Raw genomic sequence first — 26578 nt, 5'->3', positions numbered from 1 at the left:
AGCTTGCAATTAAGTTATATTCCTGTTATATTTAATAATGTAAATTCTACCTAAGACTCGGGTGGCATGACGCCTTAATTTCCCGCCGAGGCCAGAAGATGTTGATGAGTTTAAAGCTCCATGTCTTTCTTGGCATGGAGTTTTTATTTGGGCCTGATGGAATTTATTATTAAATTTGATGGAGGTGAAATCGATTGAGTAAAGCTGCTATTGCTGAAAAAGAAAAGTTCGTTGATGCGTTTGCTGAAGAACTTAAAGCTGCTAAAGCAATCTTAATAATTAACTACTTAGGTTTAACTGTTGAAGAAGTTACTAACATGCGTAAGGAACTTCGTGAAAACGATGTTAGCATGAAGGTTGTTAAGAACACTTACTTAAGACGTGCTGCTGCTAAGGCCGGTATAGAAGGTCTTGATGAGACTTTTGTAGGTCCTACTGCTGTAATTTATACTGATAATGCTGATGACATTACCGAACCAGCTCGTATAGTTTCAAAATACGAAGATGATTATGATGTTATCGATATTAAGGGTGGTATGCTGGAAGGTAAATTGACTTCTAAAGAAGAAATCAAGGAACTTGCTGCCATTCCTGGTCGCGAAGGCTTATTGTCAATGCTTGTTTCTGTATTACAAGCTCCAGTACGCAATTTCGCATATGCTGTTAAAGCTGTTGCTGATTCAAAAGATGAATCTGCAGAATAAATAAAATAATTTATATCTAAAAATTTCGGAGGATAAAATAAGTATGGCTTTAGATACTGATAAGATTATTGAAGACTTAAAAGGTGCTTCAATTCTTGAATTAAATGACCTGGTAAAGGCTATTGAAGATGAATTTGGTGTTTCTGCTGCTGCTCCAGTTGCTGCTGCAGGTGCCGCTGGTGGCGAAGCTGCTGCTAAGTCAACATATGACGTTGAATTGACAGAAGCTGGTCAAGAAAAAGTTAAGGTTATTAAGGCTGTCCGTGACATTACTGGTCTTGGCCTTAAGGACTCAAAAGATCTTGTTGATGGCGCTCCTAAGAACGTTAAGGAAGGCGTTTCTGAAGACGAAGCTAACGACATTAAATCTAAGCTTGAAGATGTTGGCGCTACAGTTACATTGAAATAATTGTAGTCCGATCGGACAAGTTAAAAGAAAAGACGTATTTGCAATTTGCAAATACGTCTTTTTATTTTTCAAAGATTTTATTAAAATTGGACTTAAGCTAAAGGCTTTTAGTTATTTTTTTTACATAATTCTTCTGACAATACCATCAGGATAGTGAACTGATAAATACTTTGAATTGCGTGAGTTCCAGAATTTATCTTGTAAGCTGGAAACTCCAACCCCACCGTTGTCAGTGTATGGACTATCATGTAAAAATAATCCTTTTCCGAGGTACATTCCAACATGGGCTAAATGACCATCGTCTTTATCATCGAAGAAAATGAGATCGCCACGTTTTTTGTTTTTATAATTAACGGGTTTGCCATTATAACATTGACTAAATGTGGTTGATCCTAGATGATGCCCTGCTTTAGTAAAAAGATAATTCATAAAACTAGAACAGTCAAAATGTCGTGATTTTTCGTCATATTTGGAATGACCAATCATTTTTTCACCGATTTTGATAATACGCTCAAGCGATTTTTTATTGCCCTCTAAAGATTTTAAATTATATTTGATATTTTTTCCTAAAATCCAATAATTTTTCCCTTGATGTTTAAAACGATAATAAACTGCATGCAAATTGGTATGGGCAATCATGTTGACATAAACCCATTTATTCTTCAAATGTAGTTTTTTACTGGTTCCTATTTTTCTAGCTTCGTTAGTGTGAGCTGGTAAGTTATACAATTTGGCATTTCTGACAATCTTCATTTTATAATTTATTTTATTTTTAGTTAATAAAAACTGATTGAAAGCTTTTTTATTCAGCCACCCATACTTGGTCTTAACAAAAGTTCCTTTATTAGTTTTCGTTATTTTGCTATAGCTAATTTGTTTTTTATACCAATTTTTGGCTGAACTTTTTTTACTGGTTAATGTTTTACTAAAGCGATAATGGGTTTGGTAAATTTTACCACTGCCTTTTTTCTTTAAATAGGTAATCTTTGGTGCTTTTTTTTGTTTTTTATCAGTGTTGATTGACTTGTGGGACTGAGAATTATCTTTATTCTTGTTAGAATTTACAGTCTGATTATTATCAGAACTGGAATTATCACTAATGTCTGATTTAGATTGGTTTTGCTCTTTTTGTTCATTATTTGTCTGATTAGTGATTGTTTGTGTACTGATAGTATCTGCAGAAACTTTTACACTAAAACTAAATATTCCCAAAAATGATAGACTGATAAACATTAAAAAGAGTTTTGATTTGCTTAACATTTTAGCTCCAATCAATTTTAAGAAAATTTAACTACATTTACCATTTTATAATATAATGAAATTTATAGTTAATTAATTTTAAAATATCACTTGTAATTTTAAATTTGAAAATGTTTAGGGAGGTATAGGTGCAAGTCAAAAATAAGTTTATTTTTGGACTTTTTTCTATAATAGCAGCTTTTTTTGTTAGCGCTTCTGTAGTTCAGGCTGATGAAACTATTCAAATTAACAGCAATAGTGCAAACAATAAAGTGAATCAAAAAACTAAAAAGAAAAAACATAAAACTACAGTTTATAGTCACAATCAAGACAAATCAGTTGGCCAATATACTAAGTATATTCATGGAAAAAAGCCTAAAACCAAAGCAAAAGCTTACCTAGTTTTGGATCGTAAGACTGGAGAAGTACTGTTGGCAAAAAATGCGAAGAAGCGCTATTTAACAGCATCTACTGGGAAACTAATGACAATTTATTTAGCCAGGCGCAAGCTTGCCCATAATCCGCATGATTGGCAAAAAAAGCTCAAGTTTTCCAGCCCTTTGGTAAAAATGGCCAAGAATCCCAATCTTAACTGCTTTCATGTAAAAAAAGGGAAAAAGTATACTATCAAAGAGATCATGTCTTCAGCAATAATTGATTCCGACAATAACTCTGCAATTCGATTGGGTCAATGGGTTGCAGGTTCAAATAAGAAATTCATCAAAATGATGAATAAACAAGCAAAGCTATGGCATCTTTCTGCAAATTTCGTATCAGCTTCAGGGCTTGAAAACAGTGACTTAGCCCCTTATGGGTATTATGTTAAAGGTGCTTGGAGTTCAGGAAACTTATTGTCAGCAAAAGATCTAGCAATAATTGGTTATCATGTTGCTCATGATTATCCCAGTTTGATGAAATTTTTTGCCACACCTGAGATGTATGTGGCAGGCCAGAAATTACATAACTATAATGATACGTTACCTGGTCGTAAGTATAACGTTAAATCCTTAAAAACAGACGGTATGAAAACAGGCTGGACGCCACGCTCAGGCTATTGTTTTGTTGGTAGCTATAAAAAAGGCACTGGAAGAATTGTAGTTGTACTGCATGACAAAAATGAGTTTTCAGATGCCAATAAATTAGTAAAATTTACGTATAAGCATCGTAGTTAGTCGACATATTAAAGAAGGTGAGTAATAGATAGTGAAAATAAAAAAGAATAAATTTGTAATAGTTTGCTTTTTAATTATTATTGGCGGATTCATATTAAATTTTGGGCAAAAGAAAATCTTTGCAAAATCCGTTAGTGAAATTCCACGAGAATATATGCGTAAACCGATTAGTTATACTAAATCTTCTGAAATTAAACCATATCCTCAAGGGATGAGCGCTAAAAAAGATAAGATAGTAGTTTCATTAAAAAAGCAACGCGCGTATTTGATTCGTGGTCGCAAAACCAGATACGAATTTTATGTTTCAACTGGAGCACATAACTCAACACCTAAGGGACATTTTCGTATTAATACTTATCGGGCACCGTGGTTTTATTCTGCCAGTGAGAAAATGGGTGCAAGATTTGCAGTAGGTTGGCTGCAAGGTGGTTTATATCTTTTTCATGAAAATCCGCGTAACATTCATCACGAATTAATTAAAAAGGTAGCTAACAAATTGGGAAAAAAGCCAAGCTCTCATGGATGTATCCATTTAAGTACAAGCGATGCAAAATGGTTTTATCAAAAAGCACCAACTGGACTAAAAGTTATTATTAAATAAAGGAGAAAGCAATGAAAAAATTTAATTATCGTAAAACTGTAGCAGTACTATTAACATTTACAAGTGTGGCAAGTAGCCTGTCTTTTAGTTCAACGACTACAGAAGCTAAGAAAGTTTCCAGCAGTGTGGTTTTGAAAGCACCAGCTGTTAAAAGGGTAAAAGTCAAAAAAAGAACATATTACTATAATAAAAAAGGCAAGAAGTTAAAGAAAAAGATTTTAAAAAAGGGCAAGAAGCTAACAGTTGTTAAAAAAGCTAAGAAAATAAAAGGGAAAAAATTCTATCTTGTAACTAAAAATAGATTTGTTCTGGTAAAAGATGTTGCAAATATTAAGTCAAAGGTTAAAAAGCCGCAAAAACAGCCTGTAAATCAACCTACTCAACCTAATTCAGGTAATTCTGCCAATCCAGTAGATACTAATAAACCAGCAAGTTCAGCTAATACAGGCACAACACAACCTGCTCAAAATAATTCTACAATTGCTGATTTTTCAATCAGTGAGTTTAGACAGGAATTCTTAAAAGAGTTGAATAATGAGAGAACAAAACGTGGGTTAAGCCCAGTGACGGAAGATTCTCATCTGGATGAAGTTGTACAGGAAAGAACCAAATTATTGCCTGATAATTTTTCCCATAATGATTCTGCCGGTAATTTTATTTTGAATGATTTTTTCAATAAAGCAGGTATCGTGCGTAAAACTACTGCTGAATGTTTAGCAATGTTTCCTTGGGGTGCAACCGTAGATCACTCAAATAACCAGCTTGTTGAGGCTGAACATGGTGGTACTAGTGCTTTAGTAGCCGATAACATGGTTTATGAGTATATTTACGATGACGCTGCATCCAATTGGGGTCATCGTGACATTCTGCTTAATCCTAAGGACAAGACAATTGGACTTGGTGCAGTAGTAGATAACAACAGCGATCAAATTTATTCCTCGGTTGGAGTTACATATTAAGTGACGAAAAAGACTTGTTAAAAGTTGTCTGTTAACAATAAAACATGTCTGCTTTAGTAAGTAATTTGATTAAATAATATTAAACGTCCTTTGAGGTAAAAATGAAACATCTTAAACCTGCCAAAATTTTGGCTTACATAACTATAGGGCTAGTCAGTCTAACCTTGCCGTTTACTGCAAAAAGTTCTGAAATAAAGGTATCCTATAATGAATATAATTTTCATAGCCTTAAGCATCTAATTCCAAAAAAAAATCCTAAAAAGTATGATTACTGCTATAAATTACAAAAAAAGGCCTCTAAAAAAGCCTATTCTAAGAATCCTTGGATTCATATGAATGGTTATGTTGTCACCGATCATAGTGGATATACCAAATACACTAAAAATATGAAACCAGTTAAATCTTCATATTATCCGAGATTTAAACAATTAAAGGCTCACGAGGTTAGTGCCGACTTTTCAAAAGGTAACTTCATTATGAACTATAAAACTAGGGATAATGCAATAATTCATGGCATAGCTTTTAAGAAAAAGCAGAATATCAAGGTCAAAAGAATTAAATTAACTCCTAACATTTTACTTAAAGCTTTTTATAAAGACTTTATTGATCCAAAAGGTGGTTTTAAATTAAAAAAGGGTAACGAAACAGATTTTCTTGCATCTAAAAAGCAAAAACACTTTTATCAGAATTGGAAGGTTGATACCTCTGATACTATGAAAGATACCGTAGCTGATTTTATGGATACAGTTCGTTTTGGTGATGTTGAGATAAATGATCCCAGTTACGGCTATCATTATATATTCTTTAAAATAAATAAATTTAAAAAATATAAAAACTATGTGAAGTTTCGCATGCTTTACGGTATTTACTAAAATCCAAGAAACTAATTATGTTAGAAAATATCTTTTAAACATAATTAGTTTTTTTATATTTGCAAAAATTGACATGTCCGTTAAAATTATCTGGATAAGGTTTTAGAAATGAGCGAATTATGACTGAAAAACAAAACCAAATGTATTTTGCTGAGAATCCTACTTCTCAGCATGATGAGCATATAATTGATTATCAAGTCAACGGCATTGATCTCAAATTTACCACTGATGCCGGAGTTTTTTCGAAATTACGCGTGGATTATGGTTCAGGTGTTTTAATTAAGAAAATGCTTGATGTTGATTTTCCTCAAAACAATATTTTAGATGTTGGCACCGGATATGGACCAATCGGTCTTTTTGCAGCTAAATTTTGGCCAAAGCAAACAGTAGAAATGATAGACGTCAATGAACGTGGATTGGACCTGGCGAAAAAGAATGCTGAGCTTAACCATATAGATAATGTTGCCATTTTTTCATCTGATACTTATAGCAATATTTCATCAGCAAAGAAATATGGCTTAATTCTAACTAATCCACCGATTCGAGCTGGTAAAAAAGTTGTTTCCAATATTCTGTCTGGTGCGAAAAATCATTTGGTAACTGATGGGGTTTTACTAGTAGTAATTCAAAAAAAACAAGGTGAGCCGAGTGCCCGTAAATTATTAACAAAAATTTTTGGCAATTGTACCATTTTAAAAAGAGATAAAGGTTACTACGTTTTGCAGGCGGTGAATAATTAATGCCATTTTCAAGTGCAGAAAAAAAAGACTTTATGCAATTAGCTTTTCAGCAAGCAAAAAAAGCCCAAGATTTAGGAGAAGTTCCAATTGGAGCTGTAATTGTTGATACTGCAGGGCAAGTTATAGGTACAGGATTTAACCGCAGAGAATTGGATCAAGACTCTACGCAACATGCTGAAATGATTGCTATCAGGGAAGCTTGCAATAATCTTGGTACTTGGCGTTTAATAGACTGTAGTCTTTTTGTCACCCTAGAACCCTGTCCAATGTGTGCAGGTGCGATTATTAACTCTCGCCTTAAGAGTTTGTATTTTGGAGCACTTGACCCTAAAGCTGGTGCGGCTGGTAGTGTTGTTAACCTTTTTGATATTGAAAAGTTTAATCATCACCCTAACGTCATTCGGGGACTATACCGCGAAGAGTCAAGCCAGATGCTAAAAAATTTTTTTAAAGATATTAGACAAAAACAAAAAGCAGAAAAAGACTCCGGCAAAAATTTCGCAAATTAGTGGAAAAATACCTTAAAATACGTTAATATATCTTATGGGCAATGTTTGACCTCCAAAGCGTGTCAGGACCGGAAGGTAGCAGCACTAAGGTTGCTCGGGCATGTGCCTTTTATTAGACAATTACAAACTCTTAACTCTTGCGAAAGAGTTAAGAGTTTTTTACTAGGGAAGACTGATCAATGGCTTATCAAGCGTTATACCGCAAATGGAGACCCCGCACTTTCGATAGTGTGATTGGTCAAGATGATATTACGGATACTTTGAAAAATGCAATTAAGCGAGGTACAATCTCCCATGCTTTTTTGTTTGCTGGACCACGTGGTACTGGGAAAACTTCATGTGCAAAAATTTTGGCTAAGGCATTGAATTGCAGCAATCTGCAGGATGGTGAGCCATGCAACAAGTGTGCCAATTGTCTTGCAGCCGACAAGGGCGCGATGGCAGACATTATGGAGATTGATGCAGCTTCCAACAATGGCGTTGATGAAATACGTGATATTAGAGATAAAGTTAAATACGCCCCAACTCAAGGCAAATACAAAGTTTACATTATTGATGAGGTTCATATGCTGTCAATGGGGGCGTTTAACGCTTTGCTTAAAACTCTTGAAGAGCCCCCGGAACATGTCGTTTTCATCTTGGCCACTACTGAATTGCAAAAAGTGCCAGCGACTATCATATCAAGGACTCAGCGTTATAATTTTAAGCGTATTTCTCAAGCTGACCTTGAAAAAAGAATGAAGTATATTCTTGAAAAAGAAAAAATCAGTTATGATGAAAAAGCCTTAGCCGTAATTGCTCAAGTAGCTGACGGTGGTATGAGGGATGCCTTAAGCATCTTAGACCAACTTTTAAGTTTTGACAAAAACAAAGTTGAATATGATGCGGCTCTTGAAATAACAGGTTTTGCTGATAAAGAAAAGATCGAACAGATTTTATTAGCAATTTTAAATAATGATACAACTGAAGCATTGTCTTTGGCGCAGACAGAACTTGAAAATGGTGCCAGCTCAAAAAATATTTTAGATGAGCTCATTGAAATGGCGACTAATGCGTTAATGGTTGTCAAAACTAAAGATAATAGTCAGAAAAACTTTTTGAACGATGACTTTATAAAAAAGATACAAGATGTAAATTCTAACCGTTATTTTCAAGTGATTGCATCAGCGAATACTGCATTAAATGATTTACGCTATACTAATCAGCAACAGATTCCACTAGAAGTCTTTTTAGTTGAATGTGCTGGCAAACAAAATAGCAAAGTAGGTTCTGAAAATATCTTGGCTAGTACAGAAAGTCAAAGGAATGCAAATACTGATTTGACTAGTGAATTAGAGGCATTAAAAAAGCAGGTTTCAAACTTAACTAAAAAAGTTTCTAATTTAAGCAAAAAGCAAACCCAAAATAGCAATAAGATTTTTCATCTTGATAGTGCAGTTTCTGATCGAATTGATACTAATAAAAGTAAAAATTCCAAAGCAAAAACTGTTTCCAAACCTAAAAAAACAGTCAGAAGTAGAAAAAAGGCTAATGAACAAAATCGGAAACAAGTTTATCATGTTTTAGAAAATGCCACCAAGAATGATCTTGTGGCTATCAAAAATGTTTGGTCGGATCTGCAGTCAGTTTTAGGCGTATCGCAACGAGCTTTGCTAGATGTGCTAGAACCTGTTGCAGCTAGTTCAGATCAGGTAGTAATGAAATGCAAATATACTCTTTGGTTTGAAAAAGCCAGCGAAGATGGTAATTTACTAGAGGTATTGACAGATGAAATTGCTAAATTTACTAAGCATAGCTATGAAATAGTGCTGGTACCTGATGAGGACTGGTCTACAGTGCGTGCAGAATTTTTACAAAAGCATGGTAAAGAACTGCTTAATAAGCAAAAACAATCAGATTCAGGCTCTGAACAAGACGAGTCAAGCAACCAGGTTATAGAAAAAGCTAAAGAGTTATTTGGTGACACAGTAAATGTTAAAGACTAAAATTTAAAGGAGAAATAATATGAGTAAAAGACCTAATTTTGGTGCTATGGGCGGCATGAATATGCAACAAATGGTGAAGCAGGCTAAGAAGTTGCAGGAGCAGATGGCTCAAGAACAACAAAATATTACTGCACAGGAATTTGTAGGCAAGTCAGCAGATGACTTGGTTGTAGCTACTTTTAGCGGAGATCGCAAATTGAAAAATATTACTATTGATAAAGATGCGATTGACCCTGACGATCCTGACATGTTGCAAGATTTGATTATTGATGCGGTTAATAAAGGATTAGCAGAAATAGACCAAGCTACCCAGCAAAGTTTAGGCAAGTATACGAAGGGCATGATTTAATTGCAGTATCCAGCACCAATTGCGCATTTAATTGATTCTTACATGAAATTACCTGGTATTGGTGAAAAAACAGCCACAAGGCTTGCATTTTATACTTTAGATATGCCGGATGAAGATGTTCATAGTTTTAGTACTGCGTTAGCCGAGGTGAAAGAAAAACTTCATCGTTGCTCTATTTGTGGCAACATTACAGAAAAGGATCCGTGTACTATATGCAGTAATCCTGAACGTGATCAATCGACCATTATGGTAGTTGAGCAGCCAAAAGATGTGATGGCTTTTGAAGATATGGGTGAATATAGCGGGTTATATCATGTTTTGCACGGAGTTTTATCCCCAATGGATGGTATTGGCCCAGAAGAAATTAATATTAAGTCATTAATAGTTCGTCTGCAAAAGCAGGATCGCGTAAAAGAGGTTATTTTGGCATTAAATTCAACTCCAGAAGGAGAATCAACGGCTATGTATATCAGTAAGCTGATCAAGCCGTCCGGTATTAAGGTAACAAGGCTTGCTGCAGGTTTGGCCGTTGGGAGTGATATTGAATACGCTAATTCAATTACTTTGAAACGAGCAGTACAAGGGAGAACTTCAATCTAATGGCACGTAACAAAATTAAAAATATGGGTGATGAGTGGCTCATGACCACTATTGAAAACTTACAGGAACAGATTGCTGTTCAAAAAAATCTTGATCCGACAACGCTTGATATGTCTGAAGATAATGTAGTAACAGGTAAAATTTTAAGAGCCAAGTATTCATTTTTATATGATGAAGCACGACATCGTCATACAAGATTTAGTGGTTTTACCAATGCAATTTCTGACTAAAGTCCTTTTTCAAAAGGGCTTTTTATTTTGATAAAAAATTAAAAGTACGTTGGGGTGTTCATATAAAAAGAACTCTTGTAAAATAGAAGCATGGAGAGTTTTATGAAGAGTTATTTTATCAGTTTTGAAGGTCCGGATGGGTCTGGAAAAAGTACAGTTTTAAAACAAGTTGTGGCAGAAATTGGGCCTAGACTTAAGACACAATATCTAGTAACCCGGGAACCGGGAGGTTCAAAAATTGCTGAGAAAATTCGTCAATTAATTTTGGATCCGGTTAATGAAGAAATGTCTGCGAAAACTGAAGCTTTACTTTATGCGGCTTCTCGTAGTCAGCATATGTTTGAAGCGGTTATACCCGCACTTAAAGCAGGAAAAATAGTTTTTTCAGATCGTTTTGTTGATAGTTCATTGGCTTATCAGGGTGCAGGACGAGAATTAGGTATTGCTGCAGTAAAACAGATTAATGATTTTGCTACAAGTAAAATTGAGCCTGATCTAACTATTTTTCTGGATGTTAAGCCACAAGTTGGATTAACCAGAATTGCCAGGGAACGTGCTGGAAAAGAAGATCGCTTGGAACAGGAAAAATTAAATTTTCATCAAAAAGTTTATCAGGGTTATCAAGAAGTAATTAAGGCTCATCCTGAAAGAATAAAGGTAGTTGATGCAAATAAACCCTTTAATTTAGTAGTAGAGGATTGTGTTAAAATAATTGCAAACCAATTACCAGCAGATTTATTAAAGGACTGATTAAAATGAAGTTAATAGTTGCAATTGTTCAAAAAGAAGATGCTAATAGGCTCCAACGTACCTTTGTCAAGGAAAGCATTCGTGCAACTAAGCTTGCTACGACTGGAGGATTTCTAAGTGAAGGCAACACTACTTTTCTTATCGGAATAGATGATAAACATGTCAAGCAGGTTTTGCGCATCATCAAGGAAGAGTCTAAATCTCGTGAAGAATATATGAACCCTAATTTGGTTATGACAGGTTTTGATATTAGTAGCCAACCTGTGAAGATTACAGTTGGGGGAGCTACGTGTTTTGTTTTGCCTGTTGAAGAATTCAAGCAGTTCTGATGTCAATTGATATTACAAAAAGAGGCAAGAAGCAGTCTGAACTTTTGGGTCAAGCTTTTGAGGGAAAAAAATTGGCTCATAGCTACTTATTTGTTGATGCCAATGAAGTCCAGGCATTAAATACAGCATATTGGTTAGCTTGTCTCTTTAATTGTAGCGGTACTGAAAAACCGGATGGTACGTGTCAGAATTGCAGGCAAATTATTTCAGGCAATCACCCTGATGTACTATTGATAGAGCCTGAAAGCAAGCAAAATTTGGGAATTGATCAAGTCCGTGTTTTGAAGGAAGAACTAGCTAAAAGTCCGGTTCAAAGCAGTGTACGTTTCTTTTTTATTAATGAAGCGCAGAAGTTAACTTTGCCTGCTGCTAATGCTTTACTTAATTTATTAGAAGAACCTATTGCTCCTGTTGTTACTATTTTAATCACAAATAATACCGATCAAATTTTGCCAACTATTCGCTCACGTACTCAAATTATTAATTTCACGCTCAATCAAAAAAAACATGACAAGAGTGAAGAATTACTGGCAAATGGTTTTAGTCCGAGTGAAGTCGACTCACTGGAAGATACAGCTAAATTAGATAAAGGAAGCAAATATTTTTACCAAGAAATGCTTGAACATAACTCACTTTCACTTGTGAGTGCACATCAGTTAGCAGAAATGGCTAAAAGCAAAAGTGAGCAAAATTATGTTCTCTTTTTACTTAAAAAATGGGCTCAAGCAGAATTAAAAAGCAATAATCAAAAAAACGGGGCAAGGATGTTAAAGTATTTGCTTGAAATTGACAAAATGCAATACAGCAATGTTAGTTTTCGCAATTTACTCGACTTTCTTGCTTTACAATGGAAGCGGTAGGTGTTCATGGTGGATTCTTATTCAAAGTTGGAACAACTTCACGATTCAATGGTTAGCATGACCAAAACAATCGAAAGTTTAGAAAATAGTATTTTGGAAACGTTGAAAGAAAATACGGAATTAAAAGTAGAGAATCAATTGCTGCGTGAAAAAATGGACAAAATGAATAATGCCCACAATAGCACCGTTAAAACTCAGAGTGGTCTTGAATCTTTACGGCAAATTTATAGTTCAGGTTACCATATTTGCAATATGTACTATGGCTCTCACCGTGATCCTAATACTGACTGCATGTTTTGTTTGGATATTCTTGATAATTTTGGAGAGAAAAAGAAAAAACATTAAAGGATTGATTAAATGCAAAGGCAAAGTAGTTATGGCCAAGACAACGGCAAACTTTTTTTAGTGCCAACTCCTATTGGTAACCTTGAAGACATTACCCTTAGAGCAAAAAGAATTTTACAGGAAGCTGATTATATTGCTGCTGAAGATACTAGAACAAGTGGAATTCTGCTTGAAAAAATTGGGGTTCATAATCATATGCTTTCCTTTCATAAATATAATTCAAAAGAAAGGGCACCCGAATTAATTAAGTTAATGAAGGAGGGAGCAGTTATTGCTGAAATTAGCGATGCGGGGATGCCTGTCATTTCAGATCCGGGATACATTTTAGTGCAAGAATGTATCAAAAATAATATTCCCGTAGTTCCTCTGCCCGGTGCTTCCGCATTTGCAACTGCCTTAATTGCTTCTGGCTTTGATGCACAACCCTTTACATATTATGGTTTTTTACCACGCAAAAAAAGTGAACAACAATCTTTTTTTGAACAAATGAAAAAAGCCCGAGCCACCTCTATTTTTTATGAAGCACCACACAGATTGATAAAAACTCTCAATAACATGTCCGAAATACTAGATTCTGAGCGAAAAATTGTTGTTGCAAGGGAGCTTACTAAAATTCATGAAGAATTTATTCGTGGTACAATCAGCGAGGTTACCGATTATTTTGAGCAAATTGCTCCTAGAGGTGAATTCGTTATTTTAATTTCTCCTAATACTGCACAAGAAACGCAATTGTCATGGGCCGAATTAATTAAATCGGTGAACCGGTTGGTTGACAAAGGAGAAAGTAAAAAATCGGCGATTAAGACAGTAGCTCAAGAAAATAATGTCTCAAAAAATGAGCTATATGAACGTTATCATCAAAAGTAGGTGAAAGTATGAAGTATAGTGAAAAACATATAGTAAATTATTATGAGTGTGATGAAAATAAAAATTTGAAATTACCTGCAATGATTGATTTAATGATGAGCGTTTCAGAGCATCAATTGGACTCAGGCAATGGCAGTACAAGTGCGTTAACTAAAAGAGGGTTAGGCTGGGTTGTAACACAATATCATATTGAAGTGACACGTCTGCCCAGACCAAATGAAGAAATTACGCTCACAACCGAACCATTTGGCTATAACCGTTTTTTAGAATATAGAAGTTACGTTTTTACAGATCAAAATGGCAACGAGCTGATAACTGTTAAGAGCGAATGGGTTTTATTTGATTTACAGACTCGTAAACTCGTTTCCACAGATAAAGAAATGATGGCTGAAATTGGCGTTCCACTTCTAAAAAAATTACCTCGTTTCCCTAGATTGCGAGTTCAGGATAAATATCAAAATGAGAGACAATATAGGGTACGTTATGATGATTTAGATACAAACCATCACATGACCAATGGTCACTATTTTAACTGGTTTATTGATACATTGGATCGTGACTTTTTGAAAAATCATATTGTCAAGACTATTGATATTAAATTTAACCTTGAAGTGCGGTACGGGGAGACACCATATTCGCGCGTTAGTGTAATCAATGATGAGAATGGTGTTAAATCATATCACACAATTGCGGATGAGGACAAAAATGATAAAGCCGTTTGTGAACTAACTTGGCGCAAATTATAATATAATTATTTTTTGTGTTTTCACAAAAATTAACTGAAGAAAGAAAGTGCTGAAAATGACTATTAAAGAGATGCTTAAGGTCGAATTGCGTGATCTTGTCCTTTTAGGAATTATCGTGGCAATGAAAATTATTCTTAGTCGTTTTACAGTTGGAACAACAATTGTGCATGTTAGCCTCGGATTTATAGGCAGTGTAATGCTAGGTTATTTGTTTGGACCAGTATGGGGCAGCATTGGTGGTGGAATTAGTGATTTGGTTTCATCAGCTCTATTTGGCAATCAAGGAGGGTTTTTCCTTGGCTTTACATTGAGTGCAATGATAGGTCCCTTTATTTATGGCTTGGTTTTTTATCAAAAGCCAGTTAAAATATGGCGAATAATTTTAGCAACATTGTTAGTAACTGTTGTTGTTAATATAGGTTTAAATACGCTTTGGGTTCACCTTCTTTACGGGATGGACTTTCGCGTTGTCCTTATTCAACGAATACCTAAAGAAGCGATTACTCCGTGGTTAGAGATGATTATTAGTTACTTCGTATTAAACGCCATTTCACGCGTGAGAATCAAAAGGTAATTTTGAAAAGAGTATAAAAATTTTAGAATGAAAATTTTGAGTATGTCGACTGCGACAAATAATTTAAGTGTAGCTTTAAATGATAATGGTGAGACTATTGCGGAAAAAAATGAATATGATGCCCGCAATCATAGTGCTCATTTGGATCCTTTAATTGATCAAATTTTAAAAGAACATAATCTGAAATTAGCTGAAATTGATCGCTTTGCCGTTGCGATAGGGCCGGGTTCATATACAGGTTTGCGAATAGGTGTGACTACTGCTAAGATGTTTGCCAGCATATTACATAAAGATGTAATTGGTGTGTCTACTTTACAAGCTTTAGCTTCCAGTTGCAATGAACAAGCAACGTTAATAGTAGCAGGTATAGATGCTCGCAATAATAATTATTTTGCAGGAGCCTATATAAATAAGGAAAAAGGTAATGTACCTGTCTGCGTGATTCCCGATGGTCACTATCACATTGATACTCTTTTAAGTGCAATATCAGAATATTGTACAGCTAACAATTTAGAAAGAGTGATTTATGTTGGGACTGGCTTTGAAAAGCAGGAAGAGGCTATAAAAAAGACAAATATTTCTTTCAGTTTAGGCACGGAAAAGCAGAATGTTGTTCATGCTGGTTTAATAGGTAAACTTGCTCTGAATGCTCAACCTGATGACCCTGATCAATTATTGCCGAATTATTTGCGGCGCACGCAAGCTGAAATTGATTGGCATAAAAAGACAGGGGAAGCCTATAAACCAGATAGCAATTATGTGGAAGAAGTTTAAGCATTTTGGGTCTTTTTGGCTTTTAGCAAAAGGAAAAAAGTTTATTAAGATTGCCCCAGAAAAAATCACTGTGAATCAATCTATTCTGAGTGTCAGGCAAGCCCAAGTTAAAGATATTTCTGCAATATTGTTGCTGGAGCAAAGTCTTTATCAGGGGAAACAACCGTGGAATTCAATGGCTTTTCATACTGAAATAAGTAGAAATGATTCACTATATTTAGCTGTATTGCAAACTCAGTGTGTCATTGGATTAATCGGAGCACGCTTTGACAGTAGTAATGCACATATTACTAATCTGATGGTTGATTCGGCCTGGCAAAAAAAGGGTATAGGTACTTATTTAATCAAAAAAGTGATTGAAATTGCTAAAAATAAAAACTGTAAAGAACTTAGTCTAGAAGTAAGAGTTGATAACTTGACTGCTCAAAATTTGTATTGCAAGTTAGGTTTTACAGTAAGTTTTGTGTGGCCTAATTATTACCAGAGTTCGCATCAAGATGCTTTTAACATGGTGCTTAAATTGACAAGTGACTAAAAGAAAGGAAAATAAATTGGTAAACAAAAAAGACATCCGTATTTTGGCTTTTGAAAGTTCGTGTGATGAGACTTCGACATCTGTTGTAAAAAATGGCAGAGAAGTGGAAAGTTTGATAGTAGCTACTCAAATTAAAAGCCATCAACGTTTTGGGGGTGTTGTTCCTGAGGTTGCTAGCCGTCATCATATTGAAGTTATTACACAAATAACCAATGAAGCACTTAAAGAAGCACACGTAGCTTGGAAAGATATTGATGCAATTGCGGTAACCTATGGACCTGGTTTGGTAGGTGCCCTTTTAATTGGTGTTAGTGCGGCAAAAGCTGCTTCAATGGCTACGGGTATTCCTTTAATTGGCGTTGATCACATCATGGGTCACATTATGGCAGCTCAGTTAAAGGAAGAAATCTCTTATCCGGCTCTTGCTCTGCAAGTTTCTGGCGGTCATACAGAAATTGTATTGTTAAAAGATTCAACCCATTTTGAAATAGTTGGCGATACGAGGGATGACGCGGCTGGAGAAGCTTATGATAAAATTGGTCGAGTTTTGGGGGTCAATTATCCAGCTGGTAAAACTATTGATGAATGGGCTCAGAAAGGAAAGGATACCTTTGAATTTCCGCGGGCAATGATCAAAGAAGATGATTATGATTTTTCTTTTTCTGGTTTAAAGAGTGCTTTTATTAATACCTATCATCACGCTGAACAAATTCATCAAAACCTGAATAAATATGATCTGGCTGCCAGTTTCCAAGCTGCAGTGATAGATGTCTTGGCTACTAAAACTATTAGAGCAATTAAACAGTATGCTCCAAAAACTTTTATTATGGGTGGAGGGGTTGCCGCTAACCATGGTTTACGTGAAAGAATGAACCATGAAATAGCAAACCTGCCTCGGAATTTACAACCGAAAGTAATTTTGCCAGAGTTAAAATTGTGTGGAGATAATGCTGCAATGATTGGTGCTGCGGCCTATAACTTGTACCAAGAAGGAAAATTCACTGATCTTACTTTGGATGCTGATCCATCTTTAGAATTACCTTACGCATCAGAAATGCTGCAATAAAGGAGACTGGGGAAAAAGTAGGTCAGTGATCTTACTAAAAGAGCCGGCAAATCACTTTTTTTAGTGATTTGTCGGCTTTTAGTTTTATTAAGTTAAGGGGGTTAGCATTTTCCTAGACCCTTTTATCATTATACGTTTTTTGGTCAACCATCTTAAACATTAACTTTATGAATTTTTATAGTTTGGATAATAATCTAGTCATTTCTAAAAAATTAATAAAGCAATTCTTAGGTATCAACGATATTAACACTCAAAAGTTAGTACCAAGTATAATTATCAATATGCTAGTATTTTGTATTAAAAAATGTCAAATATGCTTTTAAAAAATCATATATGACATTTTTTAATTTAGTTTTCCTACCAGATTATAATAAAGTCAAACAGGTAAAGTAGGAAATCAAAAAAAGTAAGTTCATGAAATACAAAATTTGATAATCATTTTGATTATGAATTTTATGAAGATAGACTATTAATAACTCAAATATAAACAGATTCCTACAAATAAGTAGGAGAAATGTTTAAGCTCCTAATCAAAAAACAATGAAATTGATATAATTCAATGATATCCTAATATAGTATTCTATCATTTTTAACTTAATTCACCATTCAAAAAGGAGACAATGATGTTAACAGTCCAAAACCTATCGCTCAAAACCAGGCAGCCAATCTTGCACGATTTTTCTTATCAATTTACACCCGGTCAATTTTATCAAATTGCTGCAGAAAACGGTTCTGGTAAAACAAGTTTCTTGCGTGCTGTTACGGATCTAATTCCAGCTTCTTCTGGTAAAGTCTTATTAGACGGAAAACCATATGCCAAAAATAAGCGTAAGCTTTTTTTCTTTGAAAGCAATGAATGGTTGAACGTCAATTTAACCAGCCTTGATTATTTAAAATTCGTGAAAAGACAATGGCGTTCTAATGTCGACCTTGATCAAGAACTTGATTTCTTGGGTGTACGTGAGTATGTCAAAGTCCCGATTAAAAAGTATTCGCTCGGAATGAAGCAAAAATTGATTGTTGCCATGTACTTAGTTAGTGACGCTGAATATTACTTGATGGACGAGATCACTAACGGTCTTGATGAAGAAAGCCGCGCAATTCTTTATGAACGACTAAATGATGAGGTAACTCAGCGTAATAAATGTATTATCCTAACCTCTCACTACAGCAGCGAGATTAAAGTGAATAACTTACACTGCCTCGTTTTACAAAAACAAATGATGCACGAGGTAGACTAATGATCTCATATTTTTCATTGCAACTTAAAAAAGTTACTAAACACAATCTATCAATTATTTCACTGGTTATTTTATTATTAATTTCTTTTGGCTTACTATACATGAAGTCTACGCAGCTCAGTGGTACTGGTTCTTTAAAAGGAGATGCCCAAGGACAGATTGCCATGAAAAAGGAAGCCTTACAAGCGGATCGTCAAGCGCTCAAACGATATTCACCGCAAGGAAAATCATACAAGGCCACTGAAAAAGATATCAAACAAACTGAAAAGGAATTAAAAAGAGATCAAGTCTTTGTTGATAATATTAATCACAATCACTGGAAGCGAGTTTATGAGACCAAATTAAAAAGGGAACAAAATGGCAAATTGACTGATCTAAGTTCGGATGAAAAAGATGGACATAAAAGTGTAATACTGCGTTTAAAATATCTCATAGCTCACCCTATGCCTTATGAAAGCGATACCGCAGTAACCGGGATTCAGTTTCTGTTAGATTTGAATGAAAACTATTTGCCCGTCCTATTTAGTTTAGTAATGATTTTTGTTTTGGCTTATTTATTTACTGGTTCTTATAAAAATGGTCTTGACATTTCGACTATCTTGCCAATTAATCGCTTGCAAAGTACCCTGACTAATAATATTGTTGGGCTATTAGTTGTCAGCTTTATTTTTCTTTTACTAAACTTATTAGTTTTCGGTGGAGCAGCGAGCATTTTTGGTACTGGTCACAGTGACTATCCTTACATCATTCACCATCTGGTTAGCGACCACTTGGTGCCAGCAATTGTTCCGACTGCCAAATTGCTGCCCCAAGCAGTTATACTGCAGCTATTAAATTACATATTTTTGGTTTTGCTTGTGCAGCTGGTTGCTAAAATCTTTCATAACCAGTTACCGACTCTGTTAGTTTCGCTATTGCTTTTATTAGGCGGTCATTTTATTACAATTTTTATTATTCCGTTGGAGAAGATTGCGCAGTGGCTTCCGGGTACTTATTTAGGAGTTTTAAATATTGTATCAAACAAAACAGCCTATACAATGAATAATTCCGCAATTGACTTTTCAAATGGTGTATTTACCTTAATACTAAGTTCTATATTATTATTCTTGTTGGTACTTTTAATTGATCGCATTACAACTATTGTACATAGAAATGGAAGACTGGCATAATGTCCTATTTGGCTTTTCAGCTTAAAAAAGTATTTAAGAATAAGCTAACCCCAGTTTGCTTAGCAATTTTACTCTTATTAATGGGTATTGTCTTATTCATGAATATTCGTACTAATCCCCAATTTTCCTTGCAGGCGGGGGCTAAATCAGAGATTGCTTACCGCCAAAAAGAAATTAACCGGCAGCAAAGATTACTTAAACATGATAAACAAAAATCAAAAACTGAAGTTTATCATGATACTAAAGCTGCTATTAAGCAAAATCAAGATGCAGTTAAGCAAGATAAACAAGTTCAAAAAGCGGCAAATAAAGGCAACTGGCACAAAGCCTACACGATTATGTGGCAACAAAAAAAGCAAGAACAAACTATTACATCAAATGGCCAAGATTCAACAGGCCTTAATTCAAGAACAAATGTGGAGAAAAAACTGCAATTCTTTAACTACTTACGCCACGAATCTTTGCCTTATGAAAGTCAGGATATGCCTGTAACAGGCTGGCAGTTCTTACTGCAATTAAATCAACAATATTTACCTTACGTATTTACTCTTGTTGCTCTGTTTTTATTAACTTTGCTTTTAACTGATTCTTACCATCAAAAGTTAGATACGGCGCAGTTATTACCGCTTAAAAAAAATAATTTAATGATTTCGAATACCATAGCAGGAATAGTCCTGATTCTTGGTGGCTTTTTAGGGATTAACTTAGTATTATTTATTGCAGCGTCCCTTATTTCTGGTACTGGTAGTTTATCCTTCCCTTATATCGTAGGTCAATATACAGTTAGTGGCCCTCTTATTAAATGTGTAACTACTGGCAGCTTTATTATTAAAGTAATTGTATTGCAGACACTTACCTTGATTTTCGATGTTGTCTTAATTCAGTTCCTTGCCCGAATTTTTCGTGATAAATTACCAGCATTACTTATCGCTATTCTACTTGTCCCAGGGCTCAACATTGCAACTATGATAGTTGAGCCGTTGCGTAAGATTTGCGCTTGGTTGCCAATGACTTACCTGAATGCAGTTGACATAGTATCAGGCAATTTAGGAATGAATTATCAAAATGTGCAGTTGAACTATACGTCAGGTCTTTTAACGCTGTGCTGTTCAATTTTAATAATTACTATTATGATTTTACTGTCCAGTCATATAAAATATAAAGAATAAAATTTTATATTTCTTAAATCAAAGTTTTTACTTTTAATTTAGTATTATCATGACTTTAGATCGTTCATTTGTTTATTTAAATTATGCTTACTCAAAAGAGCCTGGGAAAAGATAGTTTTTTCCCAGACTCTTTATTATCTCTTAAAAATCTTTGTAGAAAGCAATCAAGTTGTATTTGTCACACGGATTAAAATCACAACCCTCATAAAACATGCGCGTTTTAACGGTATTTTCTGTCAACAAAACTTTTTGTCTAACAGAATCATATTTCTTTAGCACGCTATTGATTAATTTCGTACCAATTCCTCGTCTTTGATAAACGGGATTAACCAGTAAATCTTGGATATAAATGATGGTCAGACCATCACCAACTACTCTGATTAATCCAACTAACTGGTGCTGATCATAAGCGCCGATAGCAAAAAGCGAATTTGCAACTGCTTTTTGCAGTTGCCGAGAGTTTTGCGTGTAAGAACTCCAACCGACGCTTGTGTATAAATTGATAAGTTGATCCATAGCAATATTTTTGTCAGCTATATATTTCATTTTTATTCCTCCTTAATTAATTAATAATTAAAGAGCAGTGCGTAATTTTTCCATGTGTACCTCTCAATTTATTTTTTATGAAGCCAGTAAAATTATTATCTTTAAGTTTAAACAACTACAATTTTAAAAGCAATAGTGTAATGATCTTTTTTGCGTCTGATAATTATTACGTATTTATAAATAAAAAGAAAATTTTATTAATAGTTAATAAAAAAATTCTAGCACTAGCTAAGAATAGAAACGGCAGATAAAAAGCCAATTAATCTTATTTTGGAGATGTGTTAACTTAATATATATTATTTTAATCAAAGCTATCCAGTTTATTCAATGCACTTTCCCAAGCATTATTTGCATCGTCCAGTTGTTTTTGTACAGCGCTAAGCTGTTCTTGCAAGGGACCTAACTTGTCAAAATTAGTAGCAATTGCTGGATCAGCCATTTGAGATTGAATATCTTTTTGCTCTTTTTCCAACTTTTCAATTTTATTTTCGGTATTTTCAACTTCTCTTTGCAATTTACGCTTTTGTGAATCACGCAACTTTTGCTCCTGATAGGACAATTTATTTTTATTTTGTTCAGGTTCTACAATTTCTCTATTCTCAGATGATTCATTTTCGGAGGCTGAGTCTTGCTTATTCTTTTCATCTAGATAATAACTATAATCACCTTCATATACTTGAGCAACACCGTTTTTAATTTCTACAATCTTATTTGCTAACTGATTGATGAAATAGCGGTCGTGAGAAACGAAAAGTAAAGTACCATCATAGTTCTGTAGTGCCTGTTCTAAAACCTCCTTGGCTTCGAGATCCAGGTGGTTTGTGGGTTCATCCATCAATAAAAAATTATTATGCTCAAGCGACAAAACTGTTAGGGTTAATCTCGCTTTTTGACCACCGGAAAGTTGACCTACAGTTTTATCAATATCTTTTGCTGTGAATAAGAAACTGGCTAAAATCGACCTCACATCTTTTTCAGGCATTGTTTTATGACGGTCCCAAACTGTATCGATTACAGTTTTACCTGGATCAAGCCCTTGCAGTTCTTGATCATAGTAGCCGATGTCTAACGAAGCTCCATATTTGATTGAACCTTTTTTCGGTTTTAACTCCTTCATAACGGTTTTTAGTAAAGTTGATTTACCAATACCATTTTGACCAATAACGGCTACACGGTCACCTTTATTAATTTGCAGAGAAATACCGTGAACCATTGTTTTTGTGGGATAGCCAATAGTTAAATTACGTAAAATTAGCACTTCTTTACCGGATGGCCGCTCGCTTTGAAAATTAATTCTGACTTTGTTTTTGTGCTTGGGCGGACTAATTCGTTCCATTTTTTCCAGTTGCTTGCGCCGACTTTGTGCTCTCTTAGTAGTTTTAGCTCTTACGATATTTTTTTGAATAAATTCTTCGTCTTTTTTGATTTTTTCTTGCTGCTTTTCGTATGCTTCTTCTTGTTGACGGTCACGTAATTGACGTTCAGCGACGTAGGCAGAATAATTTCCTTTAAACACAGTTAATTTGCCAAATTGTAATTCAAAAATCTGTGTTGCTAAATTATCCAAAAAATATTGATCATGGGAAACTACCAAAATAGCACCAGAATAGTTTTTAAGATAGCTTTCAAGCCAGTCTAGTGTGTCTAAATCCAGATAGTTGGTAGGTTCATCAAGCAGTAATAATGGAGGTTTGCGCAATAACAACTTAACAAAAGAAAGCCGCGTTTTTTCTCCCCCAGAAAGGCTGCCAACATTTTTAGTCCAAGTTGCTTCAGGAAAATTAAATCCGTTCAAAATACTTTTGATATCGGCCTGGTAGGTGTATCCACCTTGTTGTTCGAAGCTGTATTGCAACTGGTCATATTGTTTTAGCAGGTCCTTTTTTTGCGGATTTGCAGACATTTCTTCTTGTAAATCCCTTATCTTTTTACCCATATTAATTAGGGGAGTAAAAACAGACAGCATTTCATCCCAAATAGTTTTATTTTCATTTAAATCATTTTCTTGAGCAATATAGCCAACATCTATATTTTTATTGATTGTAAAGTCACCATGTGTGGCTTCTTCTTCGCCGGTCATAATTTTAAGCAAAGTTGTTTTACCGACACCATTGGGTCCAATGAGACCTATTCTTGCATTTGAGTCAATTGAAAAATTGACGTTTTTAAATAATGTGTTGGCACCGAATTGTTTTTCTAAATCGTGTCCTTGAGCAATTATCATAATTTTTCACCTAGAAACCATTTTAGCATACGTAGCAAAATTCTTGTGGGAGAGTTTGATTGATAAATATAGGAAATAAATGTAAAAAAGAAGCATTTTTTAATTAAAAGAGTAAAAAAATAAATTTCTATTATCAAACCTGTTACTATTATGCTAAAATTTGATAGATTGTGAAAAAAATGTTTGCAAATGGCGCAAATTTATAGATAAAATAGTAGTGATTGCTGAAAAATTCACAAAACAAAATATATACTTAATCAAGTTGGAGGCTTTTTAAATGGAAAAAATCAAAATACCCACGGCTACGGCTAAAAGATTGCCGCTATATTACCGCTACCTGATAATTTTAAATGAGGCTGGTAAAGAAAAGGTATCCTCAACTGAATTATCTGAGGCTGTTCAAGTAGATAGTGCTTCAATCAGACGTGATTTTTCATACTTTGGTGCATTGGGAAAACGTGGTTATGGTTATGATGTAAAAAGTTTGCTTTCCTTTTTTAAAAAGATTTTAAATCAAGATACTTTAACAAATGTTGCCCTGGTTGGCGTTGGTAATTTAGGCCATGCTTTATTAAACTATAATTTCAAACGCACAAACAATATTCGTATTTCATGTGCTTTTGATATTGATGATAAAATTACAGGCAAGATTCTCAGTGGTGTCCCTGTTTATGACATGAGTGAACTAAAAAAACAGCTTAGTGACCAACAGATTTCTATTGCAATTTTGACTGTTCCTTCCACGACAGCACAAAGGACAGCTGATGATATGGTTGAAGCTGGTATTCGAGGAATTATGAATTTCACGCCAATTCGTTTGTCTGCTCCAAGTGGTATTAGAATTCAGAACGTTGATTTAGCAACGGAATTACAAACTCTAATTTACTTCCTTGACTCAGATAAGAAAAAGTAGGCATAAAAATACGATTAGCACTTTTTTACTCAAAGTGCTAATTTTTTCTTGCATTTTTTATGAAAAGGGGTTATTATCATAAATGTAAGTTAGCACTTGATGAATAAGAGTGCTAATGACACGTAAAGATAGATTAATAATTTAATTTTAGGAGGGACAAACGTGTTACAACCAATTGGTGATCGCGTGATCGTTAAAGTTAAAGAAGAAGAAGAGAAAACTGTAGGCGGAATCGTCCTGGCTTCTAATGCTAAACAAAAGCCAACAGAAGGTGAAGTTGTTGCTGTTGGTGAAGGTAGTTATGCCGAAAATGGCAGTAAAATTCCTATGACTGTCAAAAAGGGTGACGTTGTTTTATATGACAAATATTCAGGCACTGATGTCAAATACGATGACGAAAAGTATTTAGTCCTTCATGAAAAAGATATTTTAGCAATTGTTAAGTAATTAAGGAGCGCATAAAAATATGGCAAAAGAAATTAAATTTTCAGAAAAAGCAAGACGTTCCCTGTTAAAGGGCGTTGACAAATTAGCTGATACTGTTAAAGCAACTATTGGTCCTAAGGGCAGAAATGTTGTTTTGGAGCAATCATATGGCAACCCGGACATTACTAATGATGGTGTGACAATTGCAAAGGCAATTGAATTAAAAGACCACTATGAGAATATGGGTGCTAAGTTAGTTGCCGAAGCAGCACAAAAGACTAATGACATAGCTGGTGACGGTACAACTACTGCTGTTGTTTTAACTCAAGCAATTATTCGTGAAGGTATGAAGAACGTGACTGCTGGTGCTAACCCTGTAGGAGTTCGCCGCGGTATTGAAAAAGCTACTAAAGCCGTAGTTAAAGAATTACATAAGATTAGTCATACTGTTTCTTCAAAAGACCAAATTGCTCAAGTAGCTTCAGTATCTTCAGCTTCAAAAGAAGTTGGCGACCTGATCGCTGACGCAATGGAAAAAGTTGGTAATGATGGTGTTATTACTATTGAAGATTCACGTGGTATTGAAACCGAATTATCAGTAGTCGAAGGTATGCAATTTGACCGTGGCTACCTTTCACAATACATGGTAACTGATAATGACAAGATGGAAGCAGATCTTGACAATCCATACATTTTAATCACTGATAAGAAGATTTCTAACATTCAAGACATTTTGCCATTGTTACAAGAAATTGTGCAACAAGGCAAATCATTGCTGATTATTGCAGATGATGTTTCTGGTGAAGCATTACCAACTTTGGTTTTGAACAAGATTCGTGGTACCTTTAACGTTGTTGCTGTTAAAGCTCCTGGTTTTGGTGATCGTCGTAAAGAACAATTGCAAGATATTGCCGCTTTAACTGGTGGTACAGTAATTACTGATGACTTAGGTCTTGAATTGAAGGACACTAAGATTGATCAGTTAGGTCAAGCTCGTCGCATAACTGTAACTAAGGATTCAACTACTATTGTTGATGGTTCTGGTTCTGATGAAGCAATTAAAGACCGTGAAGATTCAATTAGAAAGCAAATTGAAGAGACTACCTCTGACTTCGATAAGAAGAAATTGCAAGAACGTCTAGCTAAATTAACAGGTGGTGTCGCTGTTATTCATGTTGGTGCTGCTACTGAAACTGAATTGAAAGAACGCAGATACCGCATTGAAGATGCTTTGAACTCCACTCGTGCAGCCGTTGACGAAGGTTATGTTGCCGGTGGTGGTACAGCATTAGTAGACGTTAAGGATGCTGTTAAGGATCTTAAAGGTGATAATGCTGACGAACAAACTGGTATCAACATTGTTTTAGAGGCATTGACTGCTCCAGTCCGTCAAATTGCTGACAACGCTGGTGAAGACGGCTCAGTTATCTTGAACAAACTTGAAGGACAAGATAACGAAGTTGGTTATAACGCAGCTAATGGCAAATGGGAAAACATGGTTAAAGCCGGAATTATTGACCCAACCAAGGTAACCCGTACTGCTTTACAAAATGCTGCTTCAATTGCCGCTTTGCTCCTAACTACTGAAGCAGTTGTTGCCGAGATACCAGAAGATAAACCTGCTGCTGATCCAAATGCTTCAGGTGCTGGCAATCCAGGTGTGATGTAATTTAGT

The 26578-nt window shown here is 34.9% G+C and carries 31 protein-coding genes, 1 other RNA gene and 1 other annotated feature; of the genes, 29 read left to right on the top strand and 3 right to left on the bottom strand.

The window, feature by feature from the left end:
• Positions 1-31 precede the first annotated feature (31 nt).
• Positions 32-155 (top strand) — a sequence feature (ribosomal protein L10 leader region).
• A gap of 39 nt (positions 156-194) precedes the next feature.
• Together rplJ and rplL are read left to right on the top strand one after the other, a co-directional pair.
• Entirely contained in the window at positions 195-704 is a 510-nt protein-coding gene (gene rplJ, locus LACWKB10_RS06555; protein ID WP_034980323.1) for a 50S ribosomal protein L10, read from the top strand.
• 43 nt (positions 705-747) lie between these two features.
• A complete protein-coding gene (gene rplL, locus LACWKB10_RS06550) occupies positions 748-1113 on the top strand; it encodes a 50S ribosomal protein L7/L12 (RefSeq protein ID WP_034980322.1) in 366 nt (121 codons plus the stop codon).
• A 120-nt stretch (positions 1114-1233) separates the two neighbouring features.
• On the opposite strand, the gene LACWKB10_RS09855 is transcribed toward rplL, so the two are convergent.
• Positions 1234-2373, bottom strand: a complete 1140-nt coding sequence (locus LACWKB10_RS09855) for a C40 family peptidase (RefSeq protein WP_052060319.1) — start codon at positions 2371-2373, stop codon at positions 1234-1236.
• A gap of 128 nt (positions 2374-2501) precedes the next feature.
• Between LACWKB10_RS09855 and LACWKB10_RS06540 the strand changes: the two genes are divergently transcribed.
• From LACWKB10_RS06540 to LACWKB10_RS06430, 24 genes are all read left to right on the top strand, one after another.
• Positions 2502-3524, top strand: coding sequence for a D-alanyl-D-alanine carboxypeptidase family protein (locus tag LACWKB10_RS06540; protein WP_052060318.1), 1023 nt, complete (start codon positions 2502-2504; stop codon positions 3522-3524).
• Between the two features lie 31 nt (positions 3525-3555).
• Positions 3556-4125, top strand: coding sequence for a L,D-transpeptidase (locus LACWKB10_RS06535; RefSeq protein WP_052060317.1), 570 nt, complete (start codon positions 3556-3558; stop codon positions 4123-4125).
• Positions 4126-4136: 11 nt separating this feature from the next.
• Positions 4137-5084 carry an SLAP domain-containing protein gene (locus LACWKB10_RS09850; protein WP_052060316.1) on the top strand — a complete coding sequence of 316 codons (948 nt, stop codon included), beginning with the start codon at positions 4137-4139 and terminating at the stop codon, positions 5082-5084.
• 101 nt (positions 5085-5185) lie between these two features.
• Positions 5186-5956: a hypothetical protein gene (locus tag LACWKB10_RS06525; RefSeq protein ID WP_034980320.1), complete on the top strand. Its 771-nt coding sequence runs from the start codon at positions 5186-5188 to the stop codon at positions 5954-5956.
• Positions 5957-6075: 119 nt separating this feature from the next.
• Positions 6076-6696: a class I SAM-dependent methyltransferase gene (locus LACWKB10_RS06520; RefSeq protein ID WP_034980318.1), complete on the top strand. Its 621-nt coding sequence runs from the start codon at positions 6076-6078 to the stop codon at positions 6694-6696.
• Positions 6696-7205: a tRNA adenosine(34) deaminase TadA gene (gene tadA / locus LACWKB10_RS06515; protein WP_034980316.1), complete on the top strand. Its 510-nt coding sequence runs from the start codon at positions 6696-6698 to the stop codon at positions 7203-7205. Before LACWKB10_RS06520 ends, tadA begins: the two co-directional genes overlap by 1 nt.
• Positions 7206-7233: 28 nt before the next feature.
• Positions 7234-7327: signal recognition particle sRNA small type (gene ffs, locus LACWKB10_RS10020), an RNA gene on the top strand.
• Between the two features lie 57 nt (positions 7328-7384).
• On the top strand, positions 7385-9190 hold the full coding sequence (dnaX, locus tag LACWKB10_RS06510; protein WP_034980314.1) for a DNA polymerase III subunit gamma/tau: 1806 nt from the start codon (positions 7385-7387) through the stop codon (positions 9188-9190).
• A gap of 19 nt (positions 9191-9209) precedes the next feature.
• Entirely contained in the window at positions 9210-9539 is a 330-nt protein-coding gene (locus tag LACWKB10_RS06505; protein ID WP_034980311.1) for a YbaB/EbfC family nucleoid-associated protein, read from the top strand.
• Positions 9540-10139: a recombination mediator RecR gene (gene recR / locus LACWKB10_RS06500; protein WP_034980309.1), complete on the top strand. Its 600-nt coding sequence runs from the start codon at positions 9540-9542 to the stop codon at positions 10137-10139.
• Positions 10139-10369 carry a YaaL family protein gene (locus tag LACWKB10_RS06495; RefSeq protein ID WP_034980307.1) on the top strand — a complete coding sequence of 77 codons (231 nt, stop codon included), beginning with the start codon at positions 10139-10141 and terminating at the stop codon, positions 10367-10369. Before recR ends, LACWKB10_RS06495 begins: the two co-directional genes overlap by 1 nt.
• Before the next feature lie 102 nt (positions 10370-10471).
• Positions 10472-11119: a dTMP kinase gene (gene tmk, locus LACWKB10_RS06490; protein ID WP_034980305.1), complete on the top strand. Its 648-nt coding sequence runs from the start codon at positions 10472-10474 to the stop codon at positions 11117-11119.
• A 5-nt stretch (positions 11120-11124) separates the two neighbouring features.
• Positions 11125-11448 (top strand): cyclic-di-AMP receptor, encoded by a 324-nt coding sequence (locus LACWKB10_RS06485; protein ID WP_034980303.1) that lies wholly within the window; start codon positions 11125-11127, stop codon positions 11446-11448.
• A complete protein-coding gene (locus LACWKB10_RS06480; protein ID WP_034980301.1) occupies positions 11448-12308 on the top strand; it encodes a DNA polymerase III subunit delta in 861 nt (286 codons plus the stop codon). The genes LACWKB10_RS06485 and LACWKB10_RS06480 overlap by 1 nt, the downstream gene beginning before the upstream one ends.
• Before the next feature lie 9 nt (positions 12309-12317).
• Complete coding sequence (gene yabA, locus LACWKB10_RS06475; RefSeq protein WP_034980509.1) at positions 12318-12653, top strand: DNA replication initiation control protein YabA; 336 nt, start codon at positions 12318-12320, stop codon at positions 12651-12653.
• Positions 12654-12665: 12 nt separating this feature from the next.
• Positions 12666-13520, top strand: coding sequence for a 16S rRNA (cytidine(1402)-2'-O)-methyltransferase (gene rsmI, locus LACWKB10_RS06470; RefSeq protein ID WP_034980299.1), 855 nt, complete (start codon positions 12666-12668; stop codon positions 13518-13520).
• 8 nt (positions 13521-13528) lie between these two features.
• Positions 13529-14266, top strand: coding sequence for an acyl-[acyl-carrier-protein] thioesterase (locus LACWKB10_RS06465; RefSeq protein ID WP_034980297.1), 738 nt, complete (start codon positions 13529-13531; stop codon positions 14264-14266).
• Between the two features lie 55 nt (positions 14267-14321).
• Positions 14322-14840, top strand: a complete 519-nt coding sequence (locus LACWKB10_RS06460) for a folate family ECF transporter S component (RefSeq protein ID WP_034980295.1) — start codon at positions 14322-14324, stop codon at positions 14838-14840.
• 27 nt (positions 14841-14867) lie between these two features.
• A complete protein-coding gene (gene tsaB / locus LACWKB10_RS06455; RefSeq protein WP_034980292.1) occupies positions 14868-15614 on the top strand; it encodes a tRNA (adenosine(37)-N6)-threonylcarbamoyltransferase complex dimerization subunit type 1 TsaB in 747 nt (248 codons plus the stop codon).
• A complete protein-coding gene (gene rimI / locus LACWKB10_RS06450) occupies positions 15598-16149 on the top strand; it encodes a ribosomal protein S18-alanine N-acetyltransferase (protein ID WP_034980291.1) in 552 nt (183 codons plus the stop codon). Before tsaB ends, rimI begins: the two co-directional genes overlap by 17 nt.
• Before the next feature lie 16 nt (positions 16150-16165).
• A complete protein-coding gene (tsaD, locus tag LACWKB10_RS06445) occupies positions 16166-17215 on the top strand; it encodes a tRNA (adenosine(37)-N6)-threonylcarbamoyltransferase complex transferase subunit TsaD (RefSeq protein ID WP_034980289.1) in 1050 nt (349 codons plus the stop codon).
• A gap of 623 nt (positions 17216-17838) precedes the next feature.
• On the top strand, positions 17839-18456 hold the full coding sequence (locus LACWKB10_RS06440) for an ABC transporter ATP-binding protein (RefSeq protein WP_034980288.1): 618 nt from the start codon (positions 17839-17841) through the stop codon (positions 18454-18456).
• On the top strand, positions 18456-19625 hold the full coding sequence (locus LACWKB10_RS06435) for an ABC transporter permease (RefSeq protein WP_034980286.1): 1170 nt from the start codon (positions 18456-18458) through the stop codon (positions 19623-19625). Before LACWKB10_RS06440 ends, LACWKB10_RS06435 begins: the two co-directional genes overlap by 1 nt.
• Entirely contained in the window at positions 19625-20794 is a 1170-nt protein-coding gene (locus LACWKB10_RS06430; protein ID WP_034980284.1) for a hypothetical protein, read from the top strand. The genes LACWKB10_RS06435 and LACWKB10_RS06430 overlap by 1 nt, the downstream gene beginning before the upstream one ends.
• Positions 20795-20935: 141 nt before the next feature.
• Here the strand turns inward: LACWKB10_RS06430 and LACWKB10_RS06425 are convergent, their stop codons facing one another.
• Positions 20936-21340, bottom strand: coding sequence for a GNAT family N-acetyltransferase (locus LACWKB10_RS06425; protein WP_034980282.1), 405 nt, complete (start codon positions 21338-21340; stop codon positions 20936-20938).
• 301 nt (positions 21341-21641) lie between these two features.
• Positions 21642-23564 carry an ABC-F family ATP-binding cassette domain-containing protein gene (locus tag LACWKB10_RS06420; RefSeq protein ID WP_034980280.1) on the bottom strand — a complete coding sequence of 641 codons (1923 nt, stop codon included), beginning with the start codon at positions 23562-23564 and terminating at the stop codon, positions 21642-21644.
• Between the two features lie 277 nt (positions 23565-23841).
• Between LACWKB10_RS06420 and LACWKB10_RS06415 the strand changes: the two genes are divergently transcribed.
• The 3 genes from LACWKB10_RS06415 (at position 23842) to groL (ending at position 26572) form a co-directional block, all read left to right on the top strand.
• Positions 23842-24477, top strand: a complete 636-nt coding sequence (locus LACWKB10_RS06415) for a redox-sensing transcriptional repressor Rex (RefSeq protein WP_034980278.1) — start codon at positions 23842-23844, stop codon at positions 24475-24477.
• A 162-nt stretch (positions 24478-24639) separates the two neighbouring features.
• Positions 24640-24924 (top strand): co-chaperone GroES, encoded by a 285-nt coding sequence (groES, locus tag LACWKB10_RS06410; RefSeq protein ID WP_034980276.1) that lies wholly within the window; start codon positions 24640-24642, stop codon positions 24922-24924.
• A 19-nt stretch (positions 24925-24943) separates the two neighbouring features.
• Positions 24944-26572: a chaperonin GroEL gene (gene groL, locus LACWKB10_RS06405; protein WP_034980274.1), complete on the top strand. Its 1629-nt coding sequence runs from the start codon at positions 24944-24946 to the stop codon at positions 26570-26572.
• Positions 26573-26578 lie beyond the last annotated feature (6 nt).

Origin of the sequence: Lactobacillus sp. wkB10 (assembly GCF_000760615.1) — a bacterium.
GTDB lineage: Bacteria > Bacillota > Bacilli > Lactobacillales > Lactobacillaceae > Lactobacillus > Lactobacillus huangpiensis.
The sequence above is the reverse complement of the archived record's forward strand: the minus strand, read 5'-3'. Positions and strand labels throughout refer to the sequence as shown.

Excerpts from the sequence above, each read along its gene's own strand:
- LACWKB10_RS06440 (WP_034980288.1), top strand. The coding sequence starts at position 17,839 with ATGTTAACAGTCCAAAACCTATCGCTCAAAACCAGGCAGCCAATCTTG.
- groL (WP_034980274.1), top strand. The coding sequence starts at position 24,944 with ATGGCAAAAGAAATTAAATTTTCAGAAAAAGCAAGACGTTCCCTGTTA.
- LACWKB10_RS09855 (WP_052060319.1), bottom strand. The coding sequence starts at position 2,373 with ATGTTAAGCAAATCAAAACTCTTTTTAATGTTTATCAGTCTATCATTT.
- LACWKB10_RS06430 (WP_034980284.1), top strand. The coding sequence starts at position 19,625 with ATGTCCTATTTGGCTTTTCAGCTTAAAAAAGTATTTAAGAATAAGCTA.
- LACWKB10_RS06485 (WP_034980303.1), top strand. The coding sequence starts at position 11,125 with ATGAAGTTAATAGTTGCAATTGTTCAAAAAGAAGATGCTAATAGGCTC.
- LACWKB10_RS06520 (WP_034980318.1), top strand. The coding sequence starts at position 6,076 with ATGACTGAAAAACAAAACCAAATGTATTTTGCTGAGAATCCTACTTCT.
- tmk (WP_034980305.1), top strand. The coding sequence starts at position 10,472 with ATGAAGAGTTATTTTATCAGTTTTGAAGGTCCGGATGGGTCTGGAAAA.
- dnaX (WP_034980314.1), top strand. The coding sequence starts at position 7,385 with ATGGCTTATCAAGCGTTATACCGCAAATGGAGACCCCGCACTTTCGAT.
- LACWKB10_RS06415 (WP_034980278.1), top strand. The coding sequence starts at position 23,842 with ATGGAAAAAATCAAAATACCCACGGCTACGGCTAAAAGATTGCCGCTA.
- rsmI (WP_034980299.1), top strand. The coding sequence starts at position 12,666 with ATGCAAAGGCAAAGTAGTTATGGCCAAGACAACGGCAAACTTTTTTTA.
- LACWKB10_RS06495 (WP_034980307.1), top strand. The coding sequence starts at position 10,139 with ATGGCACGTAACAAAATTAAAAATATGGGTGATGAGTGGCTCATGACC.
- tsaB (WP_034980292.1), top strand. The coding sequence starts at position 14,868 with ATGAAAATTTTGAGTATGTCGACTGCGACAAATAATTTAAGTGTAGCT.
- rimI (WP_034980291.1), top strand. The coding sequence starts at position 15,598 with ATGTGGAAGAAGTTTAAGCATTTTGGGTCTTTTTGGCTTTTAGCAAAA.
- LACWKB10_RS06465 (WP_034980297.1), top strand. The coding sequence starts at position 13,529 with ATGAAGTATAGTGAAAAACATATAGTAAATTATTATGAGTGTGATGAA.
- LACWKB10_RS06505 (WP_034980311.1), top strand. The coding sequence starts at position 9,210 with ATGAGTAAAAGACCTAATTTTGGTGCTATGGGCGGCATGAATATGCAA.
- tadA (WP_034980316.1), top strand. The coding sequence starts at position 6,696 with ATGCCATTTTCAAGTGCAGAAAAAAAAGACTTTATGCAATTAGCTTTT.
- LACWKB10_RS06425 (WP_034980282.1), bottom strand. The coding sequence starts at position 21,340 with ATGAAATATATAGCTGACAAAAATATTGCTATGGATCAACTTATCAAT.
- rplL (WP_034980322.1), top strand. The coding sequence starts at position 748 with ATGGCTTTAGATACTGATAAGATTATTGAAGACTTAAAAGGTGCTTCA.
- LACWKB10_RS06480 (WP_034980301.1), top strand. The coding sequence starts at position 11,448 with ATGTCAATTGATATTACAAAAAGAGGCAAGAAGCAGTCTGAACTTTTG.
- LACWKB10_RS06435 (WP_034980286.1), top strand. The coding sequence starts at position 18,456 with ATGATCTCATATTTTTCATTGCAACTTAAAAAAGTTACTAAACACAAT.
- LACWKB10_RS09850 (WP_052060316.1), top strand. The coding sequence starts at position 4,137 with ATGAAAAAATTTAATTATCGTAAAACTGTAGCAGTACTATTAACATTT.
- LACWKB10_RS06460 (WP_034980295.1), top strand. The coding sequence starts at position 14,322 with ATGACTATTAAAGAGATGCTTAAGGTCGAATTGCGTGATCTTGTCCTT.
- LACWKB10_RS06420 (WP_034980280.1), bottom strand. The coding sequence starts at position 23,564 with ATGATAATTGCTCAAGGACACGATTTAGAAAAACAATTCGGTGCCAAC.
- LACWKB10_RS06525 (WP_034980320.1), top strand. The coding sequence starts at position 5,186 with ATGAAACATCTTAAACCTGCCAAAATTTTGGCTTACATAACTATAGGG.